The organism is Nitrosomonas sp. H1_AOB3 (assembly GCF_015709435.1).
GTDB classification, from domain to species: domain Bacteria; phylum Pseudomonadota; class Gammaproteobacteria; order Burkholderiales; family Nitrosomonadaceae; genus Nitrosomonas; species Nitrosomonas europaea.
On record NZ_CP054389.1, the window covers coordinates 1125628 to 1143527 of the forward strand.

At 49.8% G+C, this 17900-nt stretch carries 15 protein-coding genes and 2 tRNA genes; 13 read left to right on the top strand and 4 right to left on the bottom strand.

Features of this window, described 5'->3' with window-relative positions:
* Positions 1-32: 32 nt before the first annotated feature.
* The 3 genes from ileS to HRU73_RS05345 all read right to left on the bottom strand — a co-directional run bounded on the left by ileS (position 33) and on the right by HRU73_RS05345 (position 4365).
* Positions 33-2852 carry an isoleucine--tRNA ligase gene (ileS, locus tag HRU73_RS05335; protein ID WP_287399760.1) on the bottom strand — a complete coding sequence of 940 codons (2820 nt, stop codon included), beginning with the start codon at positions 2850-2852 and terminating at the stop codon, positions 33-35.
* A 1-nt stretch (position 2853) separates the two neighbouring features.
* On the bottom strand, positions 2854-3825 hold the full coding sequence (locus tag HRU73_RS05340) for a bifunctional riboflavin kinase/FAD synthetase (RefSeq protein WP_287399761.1): 972 nt from the start codon (positions 3823-3825) through the stop codon (positions 2854-2856).
* Positions 3826-3933: 108 nt separating this feature from the next.
* A complete protein-coding gene (locus tag HRU73_RS05345) occupies positions 3934-4365 on the bottom strand; it encodes a group III truncated hemoglobin (protein WP_011111742.1) in 432 nt (143 codons plus the stop codon).
* A gap of 135 nt (positions 4366-4500) precedes the next feature.
* On the opposite strand from HRU73_RS05345, the gene HRU73_RS05350 reads away from it, so the two are divergent.
* The 8 genes from HRU73_RS05350 (at position 4501) to HRU73_RS05385 (ending at position 12577) form a co-directional block, all read left to right on the top strand.
* Positions 4501-6741: an ABC transporter substrate-binding protein gene (locus tag HRU73_RS05350; RefSeq protein ID WP_287399763.1), complete on the top strand. Its 2241-nt coding sequence runs from the start codon at positions 4501-4503 to the stop codon at positions 6739-6741.
* A gap of 17 nt (positions 6742-6758) precedes the next feature.
* The gene (locus HRU73_RS05355; RefSeq protein ID WP_276677587.1) at positions 6759-7736 is read left to right on the top strand and encodes an ABC transporter permease; all 978 of its coding nucleotides are present in this window, start codon (positions 6759-6761) and stop codon (positions 7734-7736) included.
* Positions 7737-7869: 133 nt separating this feature from the next.
* Positions 7870-9537: a diguanylate cyclase gene (locus tag HRU73_RS05360; RefSeq protein ID WP_287399764.1), complete on the top strand. Its 1668-nt coding sequence runs from the start codon at positions 7870-7872 to the stop codon at positions 9535-9537.
* A gap of 47 nt (positions 9538-9584) precedes the next feature.
* A complete protein-coding gene (locus HRU73_RS05365) occupies positions 9585-10529 on the top strand; it encodes a DnaJ C-terminal domain-containing protein (protein WP_287399767.1) in 945 nt (314 codons plus the stop codon).
* Between the two features lies 1 nt (position 10530).
* On the top strand, positions 10531-10830 hold the full coding sequence (locus HRU73_RS05370; RefSeq protein ID WP_287399769.1) for a chaperone modulator CbpM: 300 nt from the start codon (positions 10531-10533) through the stop codon (positions 10828-10830).
* Between the two features lie 56 nt (positions 10831-10886).
* Positions 10887-11780 carry a DUF2914 domain-containing protein gene (locus tag HRU73_RS05375; RefSeq protein ID WP_287399770.1) on the top strand — a complete coding sequence of 298 codons (894 nt, stop codon included), beginning with the start codon at positions 10887-10889 and terminating at the stop codon, positions 11778-11780.
* 16 nt (positions 11781-11796) lie between these two features.
* Positions 11797-12354: an NUDIX hydrolase gene (locus HRU73_RS05380; protein WP_011111749.1), complete on the top strand. Its 558-nt coding sequence runs from the start codon at positions 11797-11799 to the stop codon at positions 12352-12354.
* 146 nt (positions 12355-12500) lie between these two features.
* Positions 12501-12577: transfer RNA gene (locus tag HRU73_RS05385), tRNA-Met, on the top strand.
* Between the two features lie 549 nt (positions 12578-13126).
* Here HRU73_RS05385 and HRU73_RS05390 read toward each other — a convergent pair.
* A tRNA-Asn gene (locus HRU73_RS05390) sits at positions 13127-13202 on the bottom strand.
* Positions 13203-13373: 171 nt separating this feature from the next.
* Here HRU73_RS05390 and HRU73_RS05395 point away from each other — a divergent pair.
* From HRU73_RS05395 to folE2, 5 genes are all read left to right on the top strand, one after another.
* Positions 13374-13643, top strand: coding sequence for an exodeoxyribonuclease VII small subunit (locus HRU73_RS05395; protein ID WP_281870471.1), 270 nt, complete (start codon positions 13374-13376; stop codon positions 13641-13643).
* Positions 13633-14526: a polyprenyl synthetase family protein gene (locus HRU73_RS05400; RefSeq protein ID WP_011111751.1), complete on the top strand. Its 894-nt coding sequence runs from the start codon at positions 13633-13635 to the stop codon at positions 14524-14526. The genes HRU73_RS05395 and HRU73_RS05400 overlap by 11 nt, the downstream gene beginning before the upstream one ends.
* 57 nt (positions 14527-14583) lie before the next feature.
* Positions 14584-16428, top strand: coding sequence for a 1-deoxy-D-xylulose-5-phosphate synthase (gene dxs, locus HRU73_RS05405; RefSeq protein ID WP_287399772.1), 1845 nt, complete (start codon positions 14584-14586; stop codon positions 16426-16428).
* 48 nt (positions 16429-16476) lie between these two features.
* The gene (locus tag HRU73_RS05410) at positions 16477-16827 is read left to right on the top strand and encodes a hypothetical protein (RefSeq protein WP_287399774.1); all 351 of its coding nucleotides are present in this window, start codon (positions 16477-16479) and stop codon (positions 16825-16827) included.
* A 195-nt stretch (positions 16828-17022) separates the two neighbouring features.
* The gene (gene folE2 / locus HRU73_RS05415; RefSeq protein ID WP_287399775.1) at positions 17023-17829 is read left to right on the top strand and encodes a GTP cyclohydrolase FolE2; all 807 of its coding nucleotides are present in this window, start codon (positions 17023-17025) and stop codon (positions 17827-17829) included.
* Positions 17830-17900 lie beyond the last annotated feature (71 nt).

Genomic DNA, 17900 nt, shown 5'->3' on the forward strand with positions numbered 1-17900 from the left:
TCTATATTTTTTCGATGAGTGTTCCCGGGTAATCAGGCAAAACGACGATATTCACCGGAACCTGCCAAATTGCTTACACAACGGCTGCACAGCGAAGAATGTTCGGGAACTGACCCCACATCCTGCCGATAATGCCAGCAACGTTCACATTTCATATGCGGACTGGCTGTCACCCGGATAACTTCCCCAGCCGCATCATCCACACGCTGCAAATGAACCTCGGACGTAATCAGTACGAACCGGAGATCATCTCCCAGTGAGTCGAGCAATGCGAAATCTTCACCCGCTGCATGGATTTCAACGATAGCAGCCAGTGAAGAGCCGATTTCACCCTGGATACGCGCATCTTCGAGCTGTTTCAGCACCCTGGCACGCAGTTCACGCAGCCGCTGCCAGCGCGGTATCAATATCTGTGCATCGGACAGTATTTCTGATTGATCGGGAAAGCAATGCCAGGTATGCAGAAATACGCTGTCTTCTGCTGATTCACCCAGCTCCTGCCAGACTTCTTCTGCGGTAAAGCTCAGCACGGGTGCAAACAGACGTACCAGACTGTGCACGATATGATAGAGCGCATTCTGAGCCGAACGCCGCGGAATTCCATTTGCCATCGAGGTATAAAGGCGATCCTTGAGAATATCCAGATAGAACCCGCCCAGATCTTCGGAACAGAAATGGTGCAACCGGGCAACTGCCTGATGAAACTCGTAACGCTCGTAAAACCCAAGCAGATCATTTTGCAATGCTGCTGTATAAGCGAGCATGTAGCGATCGATTTCCACCCATTCTGCCGGTGGTAATGCATCCGCAGCAGGATTGAAATCTGCCAGATTAGCCAGCAGAAAGCGCAAGGTATTGCGAATACGCCGGTAGGTTTCGACTGTACGCTTGAGAATTTCATCGGAGATGGACAATTCACCGGAATAATCCGTAGAAGCTACCCAGAGCCGCAAAATATCGGCACCGAGTGTATCGGCAATTTTCTGCGGGGCGATGACGTTACCCTTCGATTTGCTCATTTTGTAGCCCTGCCCGTCCACCACGAAACCATGTGTGAGCAAAGCGGTATAAGGCGCACATCCATCGATCGCACACCCCGTCAGCAGTGATGACTGGAACCAGCCACGATGCTGATCGGAACCTTCCAGATAAAGATCGGCCGGATGCCGCAACTGTATGTTCTGCTTCAATACGGTCTCATGAGTGGTACCGGAATCAAACCAGACATCGAGCGTATCCGTCAGTTTCTGGTAATGCTGTGCTTCCTCTCCCAACAATTCGGTCGCATCGAGGCTGAACCATGCTTCGATCCCCTGTTGTTCGACCAGGCCGGCCACCTTCTCCAACAGCTCAGGTGTACGCGGATGCAGTGTATGGGCTTCCTTATGGATAAAAAAAGTCATTGGAACGCCCCAGTTACGCTGGCGTGAAATACACCAGTCAGGCCGGTTTCCGATCATGGCTTCCAACCGCGCCCTGCCCCACGCCGGATAAAAGCGCGTAAGCTCCACCGCACGAAGAGCGAGATCCCGCAGCGATTCCCCGACAGATTGTGATTCAGCAGTCTGCCGCTGCATGCCAATGAACCATTGGGGTGTTGCGCGAAAAATGATCGGGGTTTTATGTCGCCAGCAATGAGGGTAGCTATGCTCGATCTCTTCGGCATGCAGCAGATGTCCACTACTGCGCAAGGTATTGATCACAACATCATTGGCCTTCCACACGAACATTCCCCCGACCAGTGAAATCTGTTCTGAGAATTTACCGTCGCCTTTGACCGGGCTGTCGCTGGGCAGGCCATACTGCTGACCAATGAAGTAATCATCCAGCCCGTGAGCCGGTGCGGTATGGACGAGGCCAGTACCCGCCTCCAGTGTCACATGTCGTCCGCAGATCACTTTGACGATACGATCGGCAAAAGGATGTTGCAAGGATAGCCCTTCCAGTGCCAGGCCTTTGCAAGTCGCTACTACCTGTCCTTCGAGCTGGTAACGGGTAAGACAGGCATTCGTCAGCTCGGAAGCCAACAGCAACCAGCCGCGGGAAGTGCTGACCAGACTGTAATCGAACTCGGGATGCACACATACCGCCTGATTGGCCGGGAGCGTCCATGGCGTCGTCGTCCAGATCACGGCAAAAATACGGGTACCCGCCGGAATTTCTGCTGCCATGACGCCGGCAAGCGGATGACAGACATCCTTTCGCCCGATTATTTCAAACCCGACATCGATCGCGGGCGAGCGCTTGTTTTCATATTCCACCTCGGCTTCCGCCAAGGCCGAGCCACAGTCGATACACCAGTTGACCGGTTTCTGTCCCTGATAAAGGTGGCCATTGCGAAAAATTTTCCCGAGTGCACGGATGATACCTGCCTCGATCGCATAATTCATCGTGAGATAGGGGTGCTCCCAGTCACCCAGGACTCCCAGCCGCATGAAATCAGCCTTCTGTCGATCTACCTGTTCCTGCGCAAAGGCCCGGCACAGTTTGCGCACCTGATCAGCCGGCAGGTGCTTGCCATATTTTTTTTCAATCTGATGCTCGATCGGCAGACCATGACAATCCCAGCCCGGAACATACGGTGCATCAAAGCCCGACAGCGTTTTACTCTTGATGATGATGTCCTTGAGGATTTTATTGACGGCATGGCCGATATGAATGTCACCATTGGCATAGGGCGGGCCATCATGCAGAATGAACTTCGGCCGTCCCTGGCTGATTGCACGGATTTTCCGGTAAAGATTTCTTTCCTGCCAGGCTTTGAGCATGGCGGGTTCGCGCCGAGCCAGATCTCCGCGCATGGGGAAAGATGTATCCAGCAGATTGAGTGTTTTCTTGTAATCGATCGTCATTTCAGCAATCCAGGCAGATCGTTTGATGCATGGCAGCATCCGTTCGGGAGAAATAGGCTTTGGCGCGATCCACGTCCTGTTCTATTTGTTTTACGAGTGTTTCCATATCAGGAAATTTTTCTTCATCTCTGAGTTTTTGTAAAAAATCGACTCGCAAATGCTGTCCATAGATCTGTTCATCAAAATCAAACAAATGTACTTCCAGCAGCGGTTGTGCGTGTTCGAAAATGGTTGGCCGGACACCCACACTGGCTACTCCCCGGATTCGCCGTGTATGGCCTGAATCATTACACCAGTTTGCTTCCACCACGAAAATACCGCTTAGCGGAAGATGATGATGCTTCAACCATATGTTGGCCGTCGGAAAACCCAGTTTTTTGCCCAGTTTGATGCCATCCACCACCCGCCCGCTGATGCTGTAAGGGCGCCCCAGGAAGTCTGCAGCCAGATCGAGGTTGCCCGATGCCAGGGCATCGCGCACTGCTGTACTTGATACCCTCAATTCATCCACAGTAACGGGGGACATGACCTCCAGCTCATCTGGCTCCGAAAAGAACTTTCGCAGCAAGGTAAGATCTCCCGAACGCCGGGCACCAAAACGAAAATCCTCTCCTATCAGCAGCCAGCGGACATTCATTTCCTGCAGCAGAATACGTGTGATGAATGATTCCGCACTGATTCCGGCAAATTCATGGTCGAAACGACAGATCTGCGTACGACTCACGCCATAACCCGCCAGCAGTTCCAATTTCTCACGCAAATCCGTCAACCGCGCCGGAGCCTGCTCGGGCATCAGACGCTCTCGCGGATGCGGTTCAAACGTCATGACACATGATGCAATTCCTAAACGACCGGCAACCCGTTTCAGGCGGGCGATCATTGCCTGATGGCCAAGATGCACACCGTCGAAATTGCCTATGGTCAGAGCAACAGGCTCTCCCCTATGGATCACCGACCGTCGGGTTATACGCATACTATCGAACCAGGCATCAGCCAGCCGGAAATATAATCCGGCCGCAGACCTGCCTCATGACGACCGATGACTCACGCATGACTGCAGGTAGCGTGGATCCATTGCTTTTTATACTTCGGAAGTATTGAGATCAGCCGGTTCACGATGCGGGAAATGGCTCATCTGATAGCCCATCCAGAGGCGTCCGGCAATAAATTCTGCGACGGTATCTGCATGTTGCTTCAGTAGCGGGTTGCCCAGTTCGAGCGTCGTTTGCCGGAAAAGCTGCAACCAGCGCTTGAAAAGTGTTTCATTCAGTTCCGGCAGGGCAATGTGTTTAGGCATGGGGGCACCACGAAAACGGCTGGTACCACGCAATTGGGCTGACCAGAAATTGGTCATTTGTACGAAATGCGCATCCCAGTCGATCACATGTTCTTCGAAAATAGGACCTAATGCGGCATCTTTTCTCGCTTTGGCATAAAATTCATGTACCAGTTTTGAAACTTCTTCTTCGGTGTACAGATCGGGACTGGGTTCAGGTATGGGACGGGGTATCATGGCTCTGTATTAAATATATTCGTATGGGTTAAAGTGTATGTGTACCGGAATGACTCAAGTCATAATCCAGCTGTTTGCAACATCAATTTTCTCATATTTGCAATACTCCTTCGAGTCTCTTTGCACAAGGTCTGAATGTTGTTCGAAACCAGTCGATCACTCATAAAAAAAATCCGGTTACAGGTTATCTGTGCAAGCTACTCTCTTGTATCGACCGGCCTGTTGTTACTGAGCCTGATATTGTCCGGTTGTACCGATATCTGGAATAATCCTTATCCGGCCGCGGATTCCGGTAAAAATATTCTTTATAATGTTTTTGCTGAACGCCCAAAACATCTCGATCCGGTGCAATCATACAGTTCGAATGAAATTCAGCTCACTTCTCAGATCTATCAGCCACCGCTGCAATATCACTTTCTGAAACGTCCTCTTACCCTGATTCCGCAAACTGCCAGCAGGATGCCCACGGTAAGCTACTTCGACAGCAACGATACCCGGCTACCCGCCAATTCAGCAGATACTCGTATTGCCTACTCTGTTTATGAAATTTCGATCAGGCCCGGTATTTTCTACCAGCCTCATCCGGCCTTCGCCAGAGATGAAAAAGACAACCTGCGCTATCATGAACTAACCGTACAAGATATACAGCCCATTCACAAAATCAGTGACTTTGAACATACAGGTACCCGTAAACTGGTAGCCGACGACTATATCTACCAGATCAAACGACTTGCCCACCCCGGGCTGCACTCACCGATATTCGGTTTGATGGCGGATTACATTACAGGACTGCGCGAATATGCGAATACCCTGAGAGATCAAGCTAGGACCCGACCTGGAAACAGCTTTCTGGATTTGCGCGACTTTCCTCTGACAGGTGTGGAGCGAGTGGATGATTACACCTATCGCATCCGAATCAAAGGAAAATATCCTCAGTTTATCTACTGGCTGACCATGGCATTTTTTGCACCGATTCCATGGGAAGCAGATCATTTCTTCTCACAACCCGGTATGGCCGAGAAAAATTTCTCACTCGACTGGTATCCGGTGGGAACCGGTCCGTACATGCTGGCCGAAAATAACCCGAACCGGATCATGGTGCTGGAGCGTAACCCCAATTTTCAGGGGGAATATTACCCGGATGAGGGCATGCCGGAAGATATACAAAAAGGCCTGCTGCGTGATGCCGGGAAACCGTTGCCATTCATCGATAAAATCGTGTACAGCCGTGAAAGGGAAAGTATCCCTTACTGGAATAAATTCCTGCAGGGATACTACGATGCATCCATCATTGGCTCGGACAGTTTCGATCAGGCGGTACAGATAACCGGTCAGGGTGAGGCCACGATCACCGACGAAATGGAAGCACAAGGTATTCGCCTTGGAACGGCTGTCGCTCCATCGACATATTACATGGGGTTCAATATGCTCGATCCGGTAGTGGGTGGCCGCACCGAAGTGGAAAAGGCTGCAGCACGCAAGCTGCGCCAGGCTATTTCCATTGCCGTAAATTACGAGGAATACCTGTCCATATTTGCAAACGAGCGCGGTATTGCTGCACAAGGCCCGATCCCTCCCGGAATCGAGGGCTATCATGAAGGCAAGGAAGGGATGAATCCGATCGTTTATGAATGGCATAACGGCGAAATCCGGCGCAAGTCGATCAAACAGGCGCAGGCATTACTCGCTGAAGCAGGCTATCCTGATGGTATCAGTCGCAAGACCGGTAAACCGCTGGTGCTGTATTACGATGTCACTGCACGCAGCGCAGACGATAGATCCATCCTCGACTGGATGCGAATGCAATTCCGCAAACTCAATATCCAGCTGGTCGTGCGCAGCACTGACTACAACCGCTTCCAGGACAAGATACGCAAGGGAAATGCACAGATTTTTGAATGGGGCTGGAACGCGGATTATCCTGACCCGGAGAATTTTCTGTTTCTGTTATATGGCCCACAGCGCAAAGTGGGCAACAGTGGCGAAAACGCAGCGAACTATGACAACGCCGAATACAACCACCTGTTCGAACAGATGAAAGACATGGAACACGGCCCGCAGCGTGTACGGATCATCGACAGAATGATCACCATTCTGCGGGAAGATGCCCCCTGGCTGTGGGGCTATCATCCGAAGGAATTTGCCTTGTACCATGCCTGGTATCAGAATGTGAAACCCAACAGAATGGCGTATAACACGCTCAAGTATTATCGGATCGATCCTGCGTTACGCGATCAGAAACGAAACGAATGGAATAAACCCGTACTATGGCCGATCGGCGCGGGTACGGCCCTGCTGGTCATCATTCTCTTGCCGGCATGGGTTGCATATCGCCGCAAACAGCAACAGCAGAGTATTACTGAACAGGCAACCTGATCCAATTTTATGCATTTATGCTAAATTACATCATCCGCCGGGTACTTTACGCACTTCCGATTCTCATCGGTGTCAATCTCATCACATTTGCACTCTTCTTTGTGGTCAATACCCCTGATGATATGGCACGCATGCATCTTGGCACGAAACACGTCACGGAAGAAGCCATCTGGAAATGGAAAGAAGAGCACGGTTACAATAAACCTCTGCTCTATAACGAGGCAGCTCACGGGTTCGAAAAATTTACTGATACTATTTTTTTTGAAAAATCAGTCTCGATGTTTGCATTCGATTTTGGTCGTGCCGATGACGGCCGTGATATTGCTTACGAGATCCAGTCACGTATGTGGCCCAGCCTGGCGATTGCATTACCCGTATTTCTGCTGGGTCTGCTGACCTATATCACGTTTGCTCTGGTGATGATTTTCTTCCGCGCCACCTACGTCGATTTTTGGGGTGTCATCCTGTGCGTGATGCTCATGTCCATTTCCAGCCTGTTTTATATTATCGGCGGCCAGTTCCTGATCAGTAAGTTGTGGCATCTGGTTCCCATCTCCGGCTACGGCAACGGACTGGATATCGGCCGGTTTCTGCTGCTTCCGGTCATTATCGGTGTGGTCAGCAGTGCCGGCGCCAACACACGCTGGTACCGCACCCTTTTTCTGGAAGAGATCAACAAGGAATATGTGCGCACGGCCCGAGCCAAAGGATTGGCGGAAAGCGTAGTACTGTTCAGACATGTACTCAAGAACGCGATGATTCCCATACTGACCGGCACCGTCGTCGTCATTCCGCTGCTGTTTCTCGGCGGACTGATCACCGAATCGTTCTTTGGCATTCCAGGGCTGGGCAGTTATACCATCGATGCCATTCAATCACAGGATTTTTCGGTGGTACGTGCCATGGTATTTCTGGGTTCGTTGCTGTATATCGCCGGGCTGGTGCTGACCGATATTTCCTACACCTTGGCAGATCCGAGAGTGCGACTGGAATGATCATCCGTTTCTGCAACCAGCCTGCCTTTCCCGAGCAAAATCAGATACTGCTCCTTGCTCCAGTGCATCATTCTGTGATCGAACATTCGGACGATATGGATCGTTCATCGCTTCATTCGAGGTCTGGCCTGTTTTGAAACCGGTTCTGTACAGTATAAAAAGCAAGATCGTGATTTTTGCCGTGATTGCCACCCTGCTGCCCACGGCTGGTCTCGGTTTGTTGTCATTCAAGCAGAACGAAGCACTGATCATCGATAGTGTTACCCGCGAATTACGCGTACTTGCGGATAACGTCAACCGCCAGCTCAATCTCTGGATGGATGAGAACACACTTACCATCCGCGCATTATCGACATCCAACCCTGTCATCGAAGGACTGACTATCCTGAAAAAGCAGACGGACAATACGCATGAAAATACGGCGAAACAGACACAATCCGTTATGTCCGGTTACTTGACTGCGGTACGAGATAAACTGGATGACGTACTGGAGCTGACCGTTTTCGACAGTACCCGGAAAATCGTGGCAAGCAGCGCCAGTATCCCTGAGGTGCTCGAATCTCCCGAGCACTGGACGCATGCCTCTCTTACCAGAGGATCCATTGCCATTACCCCTCACTGGAATGATCGTTACGATACCGCGGCGTTCAGTGTCATTTATCCGGTCCTCTCCTATGACAGTCAGCTCATCGGCGCTATCGCAGCTACGCTGGACTTGGGAATATTCAGAAATAAGCTGATGGAAACCAGAAAATTTTCATCGGGCGAAATCACCCTGCTGGACCAGAATAGCAGAGTATTACTGAGCAGTGCCTCTGGCATCGATCATCTGGCAGTACCGAATCCACATTATCTGGAATCGATGCAGATACTTGAAGAATCGATCACACATGATGGATTGTCTTACCCCAAAGCAATCGGCCTGCTGTATGCATCGGAGAACGTTCCGGTAACGATTCTGGTGGAACAGGATCAAAGTGCCATACAAGCTTCATGGATGAAATTACGTAACCGTTTTCTTGAATTCGTCGCAATTCTGATCGTCATCGTAACTCTGGTGGCTTTGTATATGGGGCATTCTATCGTCACCCCTCTGAAACAGTTGATCAGTGCAGTCAGGGGAATTGTAGAGGGAAATCTGGATATTTATCTGCCGGTCAAACGTAAGGATGAAGTCGGGCAACTGACGACCATCTTTAATCAGATGACTGATGCCCTGCGTAACAAACATACGGAGATCATGGCCGTCAATCAGGCCATGCAGCAGCAAAATCAGCTTCTGCAGAAACTTTCGATCACGGATGGTTTGACGGGCCTGTACAACCGGGCAAAACTCAATACCATCCTGATCGAACAGCTTGCCAGATTCAAACGCAACGACCGTACCTTCTGCCTGCTGATGATCGACGTGGATCATTTCAAAACCATAAATGATAAACTTGGCCATATCACAGGCGATAAGATTCTGATCACGGTAGCTTCTGCCCTGCTGAAATCGATCAGAACGATAGATTACGCTGCACGCTACGGTGGTGACGAATTCATGGCCATCCTGACCGAAACCAACTCCAGTGCTGCAATCAAAACAGCAGAGCGGATCCGCTCCGAAGTAAGTGCTGCCTGCTCTGCACTCGAAGAACATCCGATCCAAATCACCCTGAGTATTGGTATTACTCAGAGCCACCATGACGATACCACCCCGGGTGATCTGATTGCACGCGCAGATGTGGCACTGTATGAAGCCAAGAAACGGGGACGCAACCGGGTGTACTGCGTTGATGTAGCGCACACTGATCCATGAGGTCGCCACCGATTCCAGCGTGACTTACTCTATCCGGATACAACAAAATGGAATATAAGGATTACTATCAGATCATTGGTGTCCCGCGAGATGCGACTCAGGATGACATCAAACGTGCTTATCGCAAGCTGGCACGCAAATACCATCCTGATGTCAGCAAGGAACCGGAGGCTGAAGCTCGTTTCAAGGAAATCGGCGAGGCCTATGAAGTACTCAAGGATCCAGAGAAGCGAACGGCTTACGACCGACTGGGAACTCGCTGGAAAAGTGGACAGGAATTTCAGCCCCCACCAGGATGGGATCAGGGATTTGAATTTCATGGTGGTGGATTTACTGAGGCTGCTTCTCAATTCAGCAGTTTTTTTGAATCATTATTCGGACGAAACCAGCAAAACCACCGTTATCGTGATCGGGAGTTCAATTTGCGTGGAGAAGATTCCCACGCACGAATTTCGATAGCCCTGGAGGATTCTTTTCAAGGAGGCATCCGCAGTTTGACCTTGCAACATACGGAATCCGGTCAGGATGGACGACCTCTGATCAAAGAACGCACATTGAAAGTCCGGATACCCAAAGGCATTCAGCAAGGACAGCATATCCGACTGGCCGGCCAGGGAAGCTCCGGAACCGGAGGAGGCAAAGCCGGTGATCTTTACCTTGAAATCGTATTCAAGCCACATTCTCTATTCAGAGTGGAAGGTAAGGATATTTTCCTGGATCTGCCCGTAGCCCCTTGGGAAGCGGCATTGGGTGCCACAGTTGCAATTCCTACTCCGGCAGGAACAGTGGATCTCAAAATCCCTACCGGCTCCCGGTCAGGACAAAAACTGCGCCTGAAAGAACGCGGTATTCCAGGCACACCCTCCGGGGATTTATACGTCATTTTACAGATCGTGCTGCCTGCTGCCGATAGTGAACAGGCACGTGCGTTTTATCGCGAAATGGAACAGAAGCTCGCATTCAATCCTCGTGCCGGAATGAGTATCCGATAAAATGGACTACGACATCTTGCATGGCATTGTCATCGAAGAAAGTGAGGCACTCTCACTTTCTGAACTTTGCCAGATTTGCAACGTCCAGGTTGAATGGATCATGGCGCTGGTAAATGAAGGTATTCTCGAACCCGCTGGAACCCGGCCGGAAGACTGGTTCTTCAGTGGAGTTGCTTTGCGGCGCGTACTGGTCGTGAGACATCTGCAACGAGATCTGGATGTCAATCTTTCTGGTGCTGCATTAGTACTGGAACTGCTGGAAGAGCGGAATGCACTGCTTGCTAAAATAAACTTGTATTGATTTTTAAACGAATTTCCATTTGAAACCTGCTCCGGAAATATCGAACGGCAGGATGAATGACAGTCAATTCCAAACCGGCGATCATTATGAACCAGACACAGTTAAAAATTCGTATCCACCTGGATCAATCAGCTGATCATCCGAAGATTGAACAAAATTTACCGGAATTGCCGGAGGAGTCCGTATTTCCCCCGCTCCCTCCGGTATATGAATATAACTGGCCAAGGATCATCATCGCAGGACTGGTACTGTTGTTTGTACTGATAACCAGTATCTGGATCGCTGCAGATTGGTTGTCTGATGATGAGAAACTCGAAACGAGTTCCACGGAAATATCATTATCAGCTGTGTCCCCTGCCAGTTCTGAAACACCCTCCACTGAACCGGTACCATTGCTGCCATCTGTCGGATTCTCGTCAGATCAACCATCTGAAAACAATCCGGCAATCGGGAATGTACCTGATGGAGATATTGGATCTGATCAGGCCGTGCAAGCGCCTGATCCACAGCCACAACGAGCTGCTCCATCTGCATCGGCCCCTCCGGTCAAACCTGGAATCAAACCGGACATCACTATTCCTCAGGCAAAAACGAAAAACGTCTCACAAGGAAGCAATCATTCTTCCGGCCTGATCAAAGCACAACTGACTTCGAATATCCGGCAACGACAACCGGTCGATAACATCGATCAGATTTCGCTGGGTAGCAAATCGAGCAGACCGATTTTCCTTTTTCTGCATCTGAACAAATTCAGAGGCGAGAAAATATTGATCAACTGGTACTATCGAGACCAGTCCATTGCCAGAATCGTTCTACCGGTTGGTAATAATGACTGGCGCACCTATTCCAGCAAGGTGCTCAACCGAAACAGGCTGGGTCCGTGGCATGTCACTGCCTCGGATCAGGCAGGAAACCTGCTGGCTGAATTCAAATTCAGAGTGACTCGTTAATCTGACCTTTTAAGGTATGAAATTTTGCAGTCAATGTGGCGGCGAAGTTATTTTACGTATCCCGGAAGGTGACACACTACCCCGGTATATATGTCCGAAATGCCACACTATCCATTACCAGAATCCCAAAGTGATCGTCGGCTGCATCCCTGAATGGGAAAACAAAGTTCTATTGTGTAAACGTGCTATTGCACCTTATCGGGGCAAATGGACATTGCCTGCGGGGTTCATGGAAAACAATGAAACGCTGGTACAAGGTGCAGCAAGAGAAACGCTGGAAGAAGCGAATGCCAGAGTAGAAATTCGTGAACTCTACGCGGTTTACAGCCTGCCACATATCAGTCAGGTCTACATGTTGTTCCGGGCAAAATTACTGGATCTCGATTTCTTTCCGGGAATCGAAAGTCTGGAAGTCAGGCTTTTTGGAGAACAGGAAATCCCCTGGAATGACATTGCTTTCCGTGTAATACATGATCCCTTGAAACGTTATATGGAAGAGCGACATCATGGACAACCCGCCTTTCACCTTGGCATCATCAATAAACCTCAGGCAGGTAGTAATTCGAATGAATGAATTACCGATAACCTTTCTTGTGATTGGATGCTGTCCCTTCCACAGCATTTTTCAGAAAAAGCTTGAATTTTTTGTGTTGCCGATAGCGATGCAGAAATTTACCATTTGACTTAAAACAGTATTTTCCTTATAATGTTTGGCTCAGTCGCGGGGTGGAGCAGTCTGGCAGCTCGTCGGGCTCATAACCCGAAGGTCGTAGGTTCAAATCCTGCCCCCGCAACCAACTTATCTTTGCAAAGTTCCATGTAGTTCCCCGGTAAGAATTCAGATTTATGGGATGAAGTCAGTTATCCTGTTTCTATCCGGCAAAATTTCGAATCTTCCCACCAGTCATATTTCTGCTGACTGATCCAGTTACCACTTTGGCTTGTTGCTGCAGTGAAGAATCATCATCACTAGCCTTACTGCCTCCGCCAAACATTCCAGCAAGGCTACCATACAGGTCTGGCGTATTCAGATTCAGCAACCCTATCTTTTCAAGTATGAGTACAATCTACCAATCAGATTTCCAAGCAGGTTTGCTGCCACAATGCTGATTTCTTCCCCGCCGGGAGAAATTCGCAGTGCTTCAACTTCTTCCTTGCCCGAGGCAGTGTATTCACCATGGAAACGGAGTATGAAAAAGTCCATATTGTCGGGCTGACCGAATCTACATACTTTTAGAAATACAATGCAGTCGTTCAGATAAAAGAAATCAGGAAAATCATCCCGACAAAATAGAGAACTGCGGAAACACCGGAATGGCAGAACCAGATGTAAGTATCTGATTTATTGGCTCCCCGACCAGGGCTCGAACCTGGGACCTGCGGATTAACAGTCCGTCGCTCTACCGACTGAGCTATCGGGGAATATGTTGTGGTAACTGCTACAAGCGCGGTATGTTAGACTTTTATGCTGTGCCGGTCAACTTTTCTCGCAGCCAGTTACGGAATCAATGATATCGTCAGCCAGATCAGATTGTTTTTTTAAATAACACAGATAAAACTGCCTTTTTTATCACTGGAAAGAATCCTGTCTGCATGAGAAAAAAATCATCATCGAACAAAGAAGAAACAGCATTACATCCGCCACCGGAAAATTTTGAAACAGCCACGGCCGAACTGGAACAGATCGTAGCCGGCATGGAAACCGGGCAAATGTCTCTGGAAGATGCGCTTTCTGCGTACAAACGCGGGGTGGAATTGTTACAATACTGCCAAAATATACTGAAAGATTCGCAACAACAGATAAAAATACTCGAGGCGGATATGCTGAAACACTTCTCACCTGCTGAGCACGATGCATCCTGATTTCCAGTCATGGGCAAGCGAACAGCTTGCTCTGGTTGAAACCTGTCTGGAAAAACATCTTCCGGAGACCAATTGTGCTCCGGCACGTTTGCATGATGCAATGCGATATTCCGTACTGGGCGGAGGTAAACGGGTACGACCGCTGCTGTCGTTTGCGGCCGGAGAATTGAGTGGCGCGGATAAAACACACGCCACCATTGCCGGTGCGGCAGTGGAACTGATTCATGTCTACTCCCTGGTACATGATGATCTGCCCTGCATGGATAACGATACACTGCGACGTGGCAAACCAACCTGCCATGTCAGATATGATGAACCTACCGCCCTGCTGGTGGGTGACAGCCTGCAAAGCCTGGCTTTTCAGTTATTGACGGAAACCAATCTGACTGAAGACCCACATGTCCAACTCGAAATGGTTCGACATCTTGCATTTGCAGCCGGATCTCGGGGTATGGCGGGCGGACAGGCAATAGATCTGGACAGCGTAGGTAAAACACTGAGCCTGCCGGAACTCGAATTTATGCATATTCACAAGACCGGCGCGCTGATTCGGGCTGCAGTCATACTAGGCGCCCGCTGTGGCAACAGACTGGATGAGACACAATTCAAGCTGCTGGATCATTTTGCCAAATGCATGGGGCTTGCGTTCCAGGTGATAGATGACATCCTCGATACAGAAGCCACCACTGCCGCGCTGGGTAAAACAGCTGGAAAGGATGCAGAAAACAATAAACCCACCTATGTTAGTATACTGGGCATCAAACAAGCACGAGAACTTGCCCACGAGCTCCGGCAGGAGGCCACCGGGGTATTGAATCAGTTTGGATCCGAGGCCCTGCGTTTGCAGCAGGTCACTGATTTCATTGTACAGCGTGAGTTTTGATCTTACGCTGCCAACCTGTAAGTCGTTCATTTTAAGCTACACATCTTTTAAATCTGCATGTATCCATTACTTGATCGCATTGAGATACCCGCACAGCTACGTACACTGAAACGCAATCAACTGCCGCAGTTAGCGGATGAATTACGTAATTTTCTGGTTGAATCCGTGGCAGGCACAGGCGGGCATTTATCTTCTAATCTCGGGACGGTCGAACTGACCATTGCGCTGCACTATGTATTTGACACACCCTTTGATCGCCTGATCTGGGATGTCGGACATCAGACTTATGCTCATAAAATCCTCACCGGCCGGCGTACAGGAATGGCTCGTCTGCGCATGCAGGGAGGAATTGCCGGCTTTCCCAGACGGGATGAAAGCGAATACGATGCTTTTGGCACCGCACATTCCAGCACCTCCATAAGTGCAGCACTCGGCATGGCAGTCGCCGCACGGCTCAAAGGCGTTAAGCAGCATGCAATTGCCGTGATTGGTGATGGCGCAATGAGTGCAGGTATGGCTTTTGAAGCACTGAACAATGCCGGCGTAATGGATGCCAATCTGCTGGTCATTCTGAACGATAACGACATGTCCATTTCCCCTCCTGTAGGGGCGCTCAATAATTATCTGGCCAAACTGATGTCCGGTCGTTTTTATGCCACTGCCAGACGCGCAGGCGAGAAAATGCTGGGTGTGGTTCCTCCTGTTTTGGAGCTGGCGAAACGAGCCGAAGAACATGTCAAAGGTATGGTAACACCTAGCACACTGTTCGAAGAATTCGGCTTCAATTACATCGGTCCGATAGATGGTCACGATCTGGATATCTTGCTGACCACGCTGAACAATATCAGGCAACTCGATGGCCCGCAGTTTCTACATGTCGTCACCCGTAAAGGCAAGGGTTATAAACAGGCAGAAGAAGATCCGATTCTCTACCATGGAGTCGGAAAATTTCAACCAGATCAGGGTATTGTATCGAAACCTTCTGCCAAACTGGCTTACACGCAGATATTTGGTGACTGGTTATGTGACATGGCAGCAAAAGATTCACGTTTGATTGGTATCACTCCTGCCATGAGAGAAGGCTCCGGACTCGTTCGTTTTTCGAAAGAGTACCCGGATCGCTATTTCGATGTAGGGATCGCAGAGCAGCATGCCGTGACATTTGCCGCAGGTGCAGCTTGCGAAGGATTGAAACCGGTCGTGGCAATTTACTCGACCTTCCTGCAACGTGCTTACGATCAGCTGATCCACGATGTTGCCATTCAGAATCTGCCGGTTGTTTTTGCCATCGACCGTGCCGGGCTGGTGGGTGCAGATGGACCGACACATGCCGGCAGTTTCGATCTGAGTTACCTGCGCTGCATTCCCAATATTACGGTCATGACGCCCGCCGATGAAAACGAGTGCCGTCAGATGCTCTACACTGCCTTCCAACTCGATACCCCTGCTGCCGTTCGCTATCCACGCGGCTCAGGTCCCGGTGTACAGATCCAGCAGGAAATGCAGACCATCCCGCTGGGTAAAGGTGAAATCCGCCGAGAGGGTAAGCAGATTGCACTGCTGGCATTCGGCAGCATGCTGACCCCCTGTCTCGAAGCGGGAGATGAACTGGATGCCACGGTAGTAAATATGCGTTTTGTCAAACCGTTGGATCAAGAGCTGGTTGCAACCCTTGCTGCCGAGCATGAATTACTGGTTACCATTGAAGAAAACACCATCATGGGAGGCGCTGGCAGTGCAGTCATGGAAAGTCTTTCCAGTCTGGATAAAAACGTCAGACTGCTGCAACTCGGCTTGCCAGACAGCTTCATCGATCAGGGTGATCCCGCACACATGCTATCCGACTGCGGACTGGACAAGGCCGGCATTATCCAGTCGATAAAAGAAAGGTTCTCTTTATAATGTCACTAATGTCATACATCGCAGCGTTAGGCCGCTAGGGAGGCCATCGTGGATCTTGCACAAAAATCAGATGCAGAAATCTTGGCTATAGCGACTCCCATCATGGACAACCTGATGGATGCTTCCACGGCTATCGACTACGAGCGTCATACTCGTGACTTCACGGAACGGGCCAGAAGTGTTCTGTCCGAAGAGTCGCTTCAGTCAATCTGCGAGCACTATCAAAGCACCAAAGGGTTCTTTGCCAAACGCGAATTTGTGGCAGCTTTCAGGCGCCCCGACTCTGTGGCTATCGTCTGGCGTCAGCAGTTCACTAAGCAACCGGGTGAGTTCGTAGCCGAGCTAATCTTGGTGCAACAAAGCGGCAAGTATCTCGTTGACCATGTGATGGTCTTCTAGTACGCGGCCTAACAATTCATTCAAGCCGACACCGCTTCGCGGCGCGGCTGAATTCAGGCGATAAACGACAACACTGACCGAATGTCGTTTTTCACTGTCTGATTCAATGATCTCTCGTTACCCGGAACAGAGCGGGTATTCAAACGGCAATCAGCCGGCGTTGATCCTGGATCAGTTTTACAGGAAGGAGTTTTTATGAACAAACAGATCGATCTACCCATTGCTGATGTACAAGGCTCGTTGGACACAAGACATATTGCCATCGACAGAGTAGGAATCAAAGCGATCCGGCATCCTGTCGTGGTGGCAGATAAAGGTGGTGGCTCCCAGCATACCGTGGCGCAATTCAACATGTACGTCAATCTGCCCCACAACTTCAAGGGAACCCACATGTCTCGCTTCGTCGAGATACTGAACAGTCACGAGCGCGAGATTTCGGTCGAATCGTTTGAGGAAATCCTGCGTTCCATGGTCAGCAGACTGGAATCGGATTCCGGACATATCGAAATGGCCTTCCCTTACTTCATCAATAAATCTGCACCTGTCTCGGGTGTAAAAAGCCTGCTGGACTACGAAGTGACATTTATCGGTGAGATCAAACACGGCAATCAATATAGTTTTACCATGAAGGTAATCATCCCCGTTACCAGCCTGTGCCCCTGCTCCAAAAAAATATCCGACTACGGTGCACACAACCAGCGTTCACATGTCACGATTTCGGTGCGTACCAATAGTTTCATCTGGATCGAAGACATCATCAGAATCGCGGAAGAGCAGGCCTCATGCGAACTGTACGGCCTGCTGAAACGCCCGGATGAAAAATATGTTACGGAAAGAGCTTACAACAATCCGAAATTTGTCGAAGATATCGTCCGCGATGTGGCCGAAGTACTCAACCACGATGACCGTATAGACGCCTATATCGTTGAATCAGAAAATTTCGAATCCATACACAACCACTCTGCCTACGCATTGATCGAACGAGACAAAAGAATACGATAAGCAGAATTACCTCATCAAACGAAGTAATTCCGGGACGACAAAGGTCAATGTGCCCTGCCCGGAGTTATTTC

What these genes read in the sequence shown, in the direction of transcription:
- HRU73_RS05400 (WP_011111751.1), top strand. Translation starts at nt 13,633, where the DNA reads ATGCATCCTGATTTCCAGTCATGGGCAAGCGAACAGCTTGCTCTGGTT.
- HRU73_RS05365 (WP_287399767.1), top strand. Translation starts at nt 9,585, where the DNA reads ATGGAATATAAGGATTACTATCAGATCATTGGTGTCCCGCGAGATGCG.
- HRU73_RS05380 (WP_011111749.1), top strand. Translation starts at nt 11,797, where the DNA reads ATGAAATTTTGCAGTCAATGTGGCGGCGAAGTTATTTTACGTATCCCG.
- dxs (WP_287399772.1), top strand. Translation starts at nt 14,584, where the DNA reads ATGTATCCATTACTTGATCGCATTGAGATACCCGCACAGCTACGTACA.
- HRU73_RS05370 (WP_287399769.1), top strand. Translation starts at nt 10,531, where the DNA reads ATGGACTACGACATCTTGCATGGCATTGTCATCGAAGAAAGTGAGGCA.
- HRU73_RS05355 (WP_276677587.1), top strand. Translation starts at nt 6,759, where the DNA reads ATGCTAAATTACATCATCCGCCGGGTACTTTACGCACTTCCGATTCTC.
- folE2 (WP_287399775.1), top strand. Translation starts at nt 17,023, where the DNA reads ATGAACAAACAGATCGATCTACCCATTGCTGATGTACAAGGCTCGTTG.
- HRU73_RS05375 (WP_287399770.1), top strand. Translation starts at nt 10,887, where the DNA reads ATGACAGTCAATTCCAAACCGGCGATCATTATGAACCAGACACAGTTA.
- HRU73_RS05350 (WP_287399763.1), top strand. Translation starts at nt 4,501, where the DNA reads ATGTTGTTCGAAACCAGTCGATCACTCATAAAAAAAATCCGGTTACAG.
- ileS (WP_287399760.1), bottom strand. Translation starts at nt 2,852, where the DNA reads ATGACGATCGATTACAAGAAAACACTCAATCTGCTGGATACATCTTTC.
- HRU73_RS05395 (WP_281870471.1), top strand. Translation starts at nt 13,374, where the DNA reads ATGAGAAAAAAATCATCATCGAACAAAGAAGAAACAGCATTACATCCG.
- HRU73_RS05345 (WP_011111742.1), bottom strand. Translation starts at nt 4,365, where the DNA reads ATGATACCCCGTCCCATACCTGAACCCAGTCCCGATCTGTACACCGAA.
- HRU73_RS05340 (WP_287399761.1), bottom strand. Translation starts at nt 3,825, where the DNA reads ATGCGTATAACCCGACGGTCGGTGATCCATAGGGGAGAGCCTGTTGCT.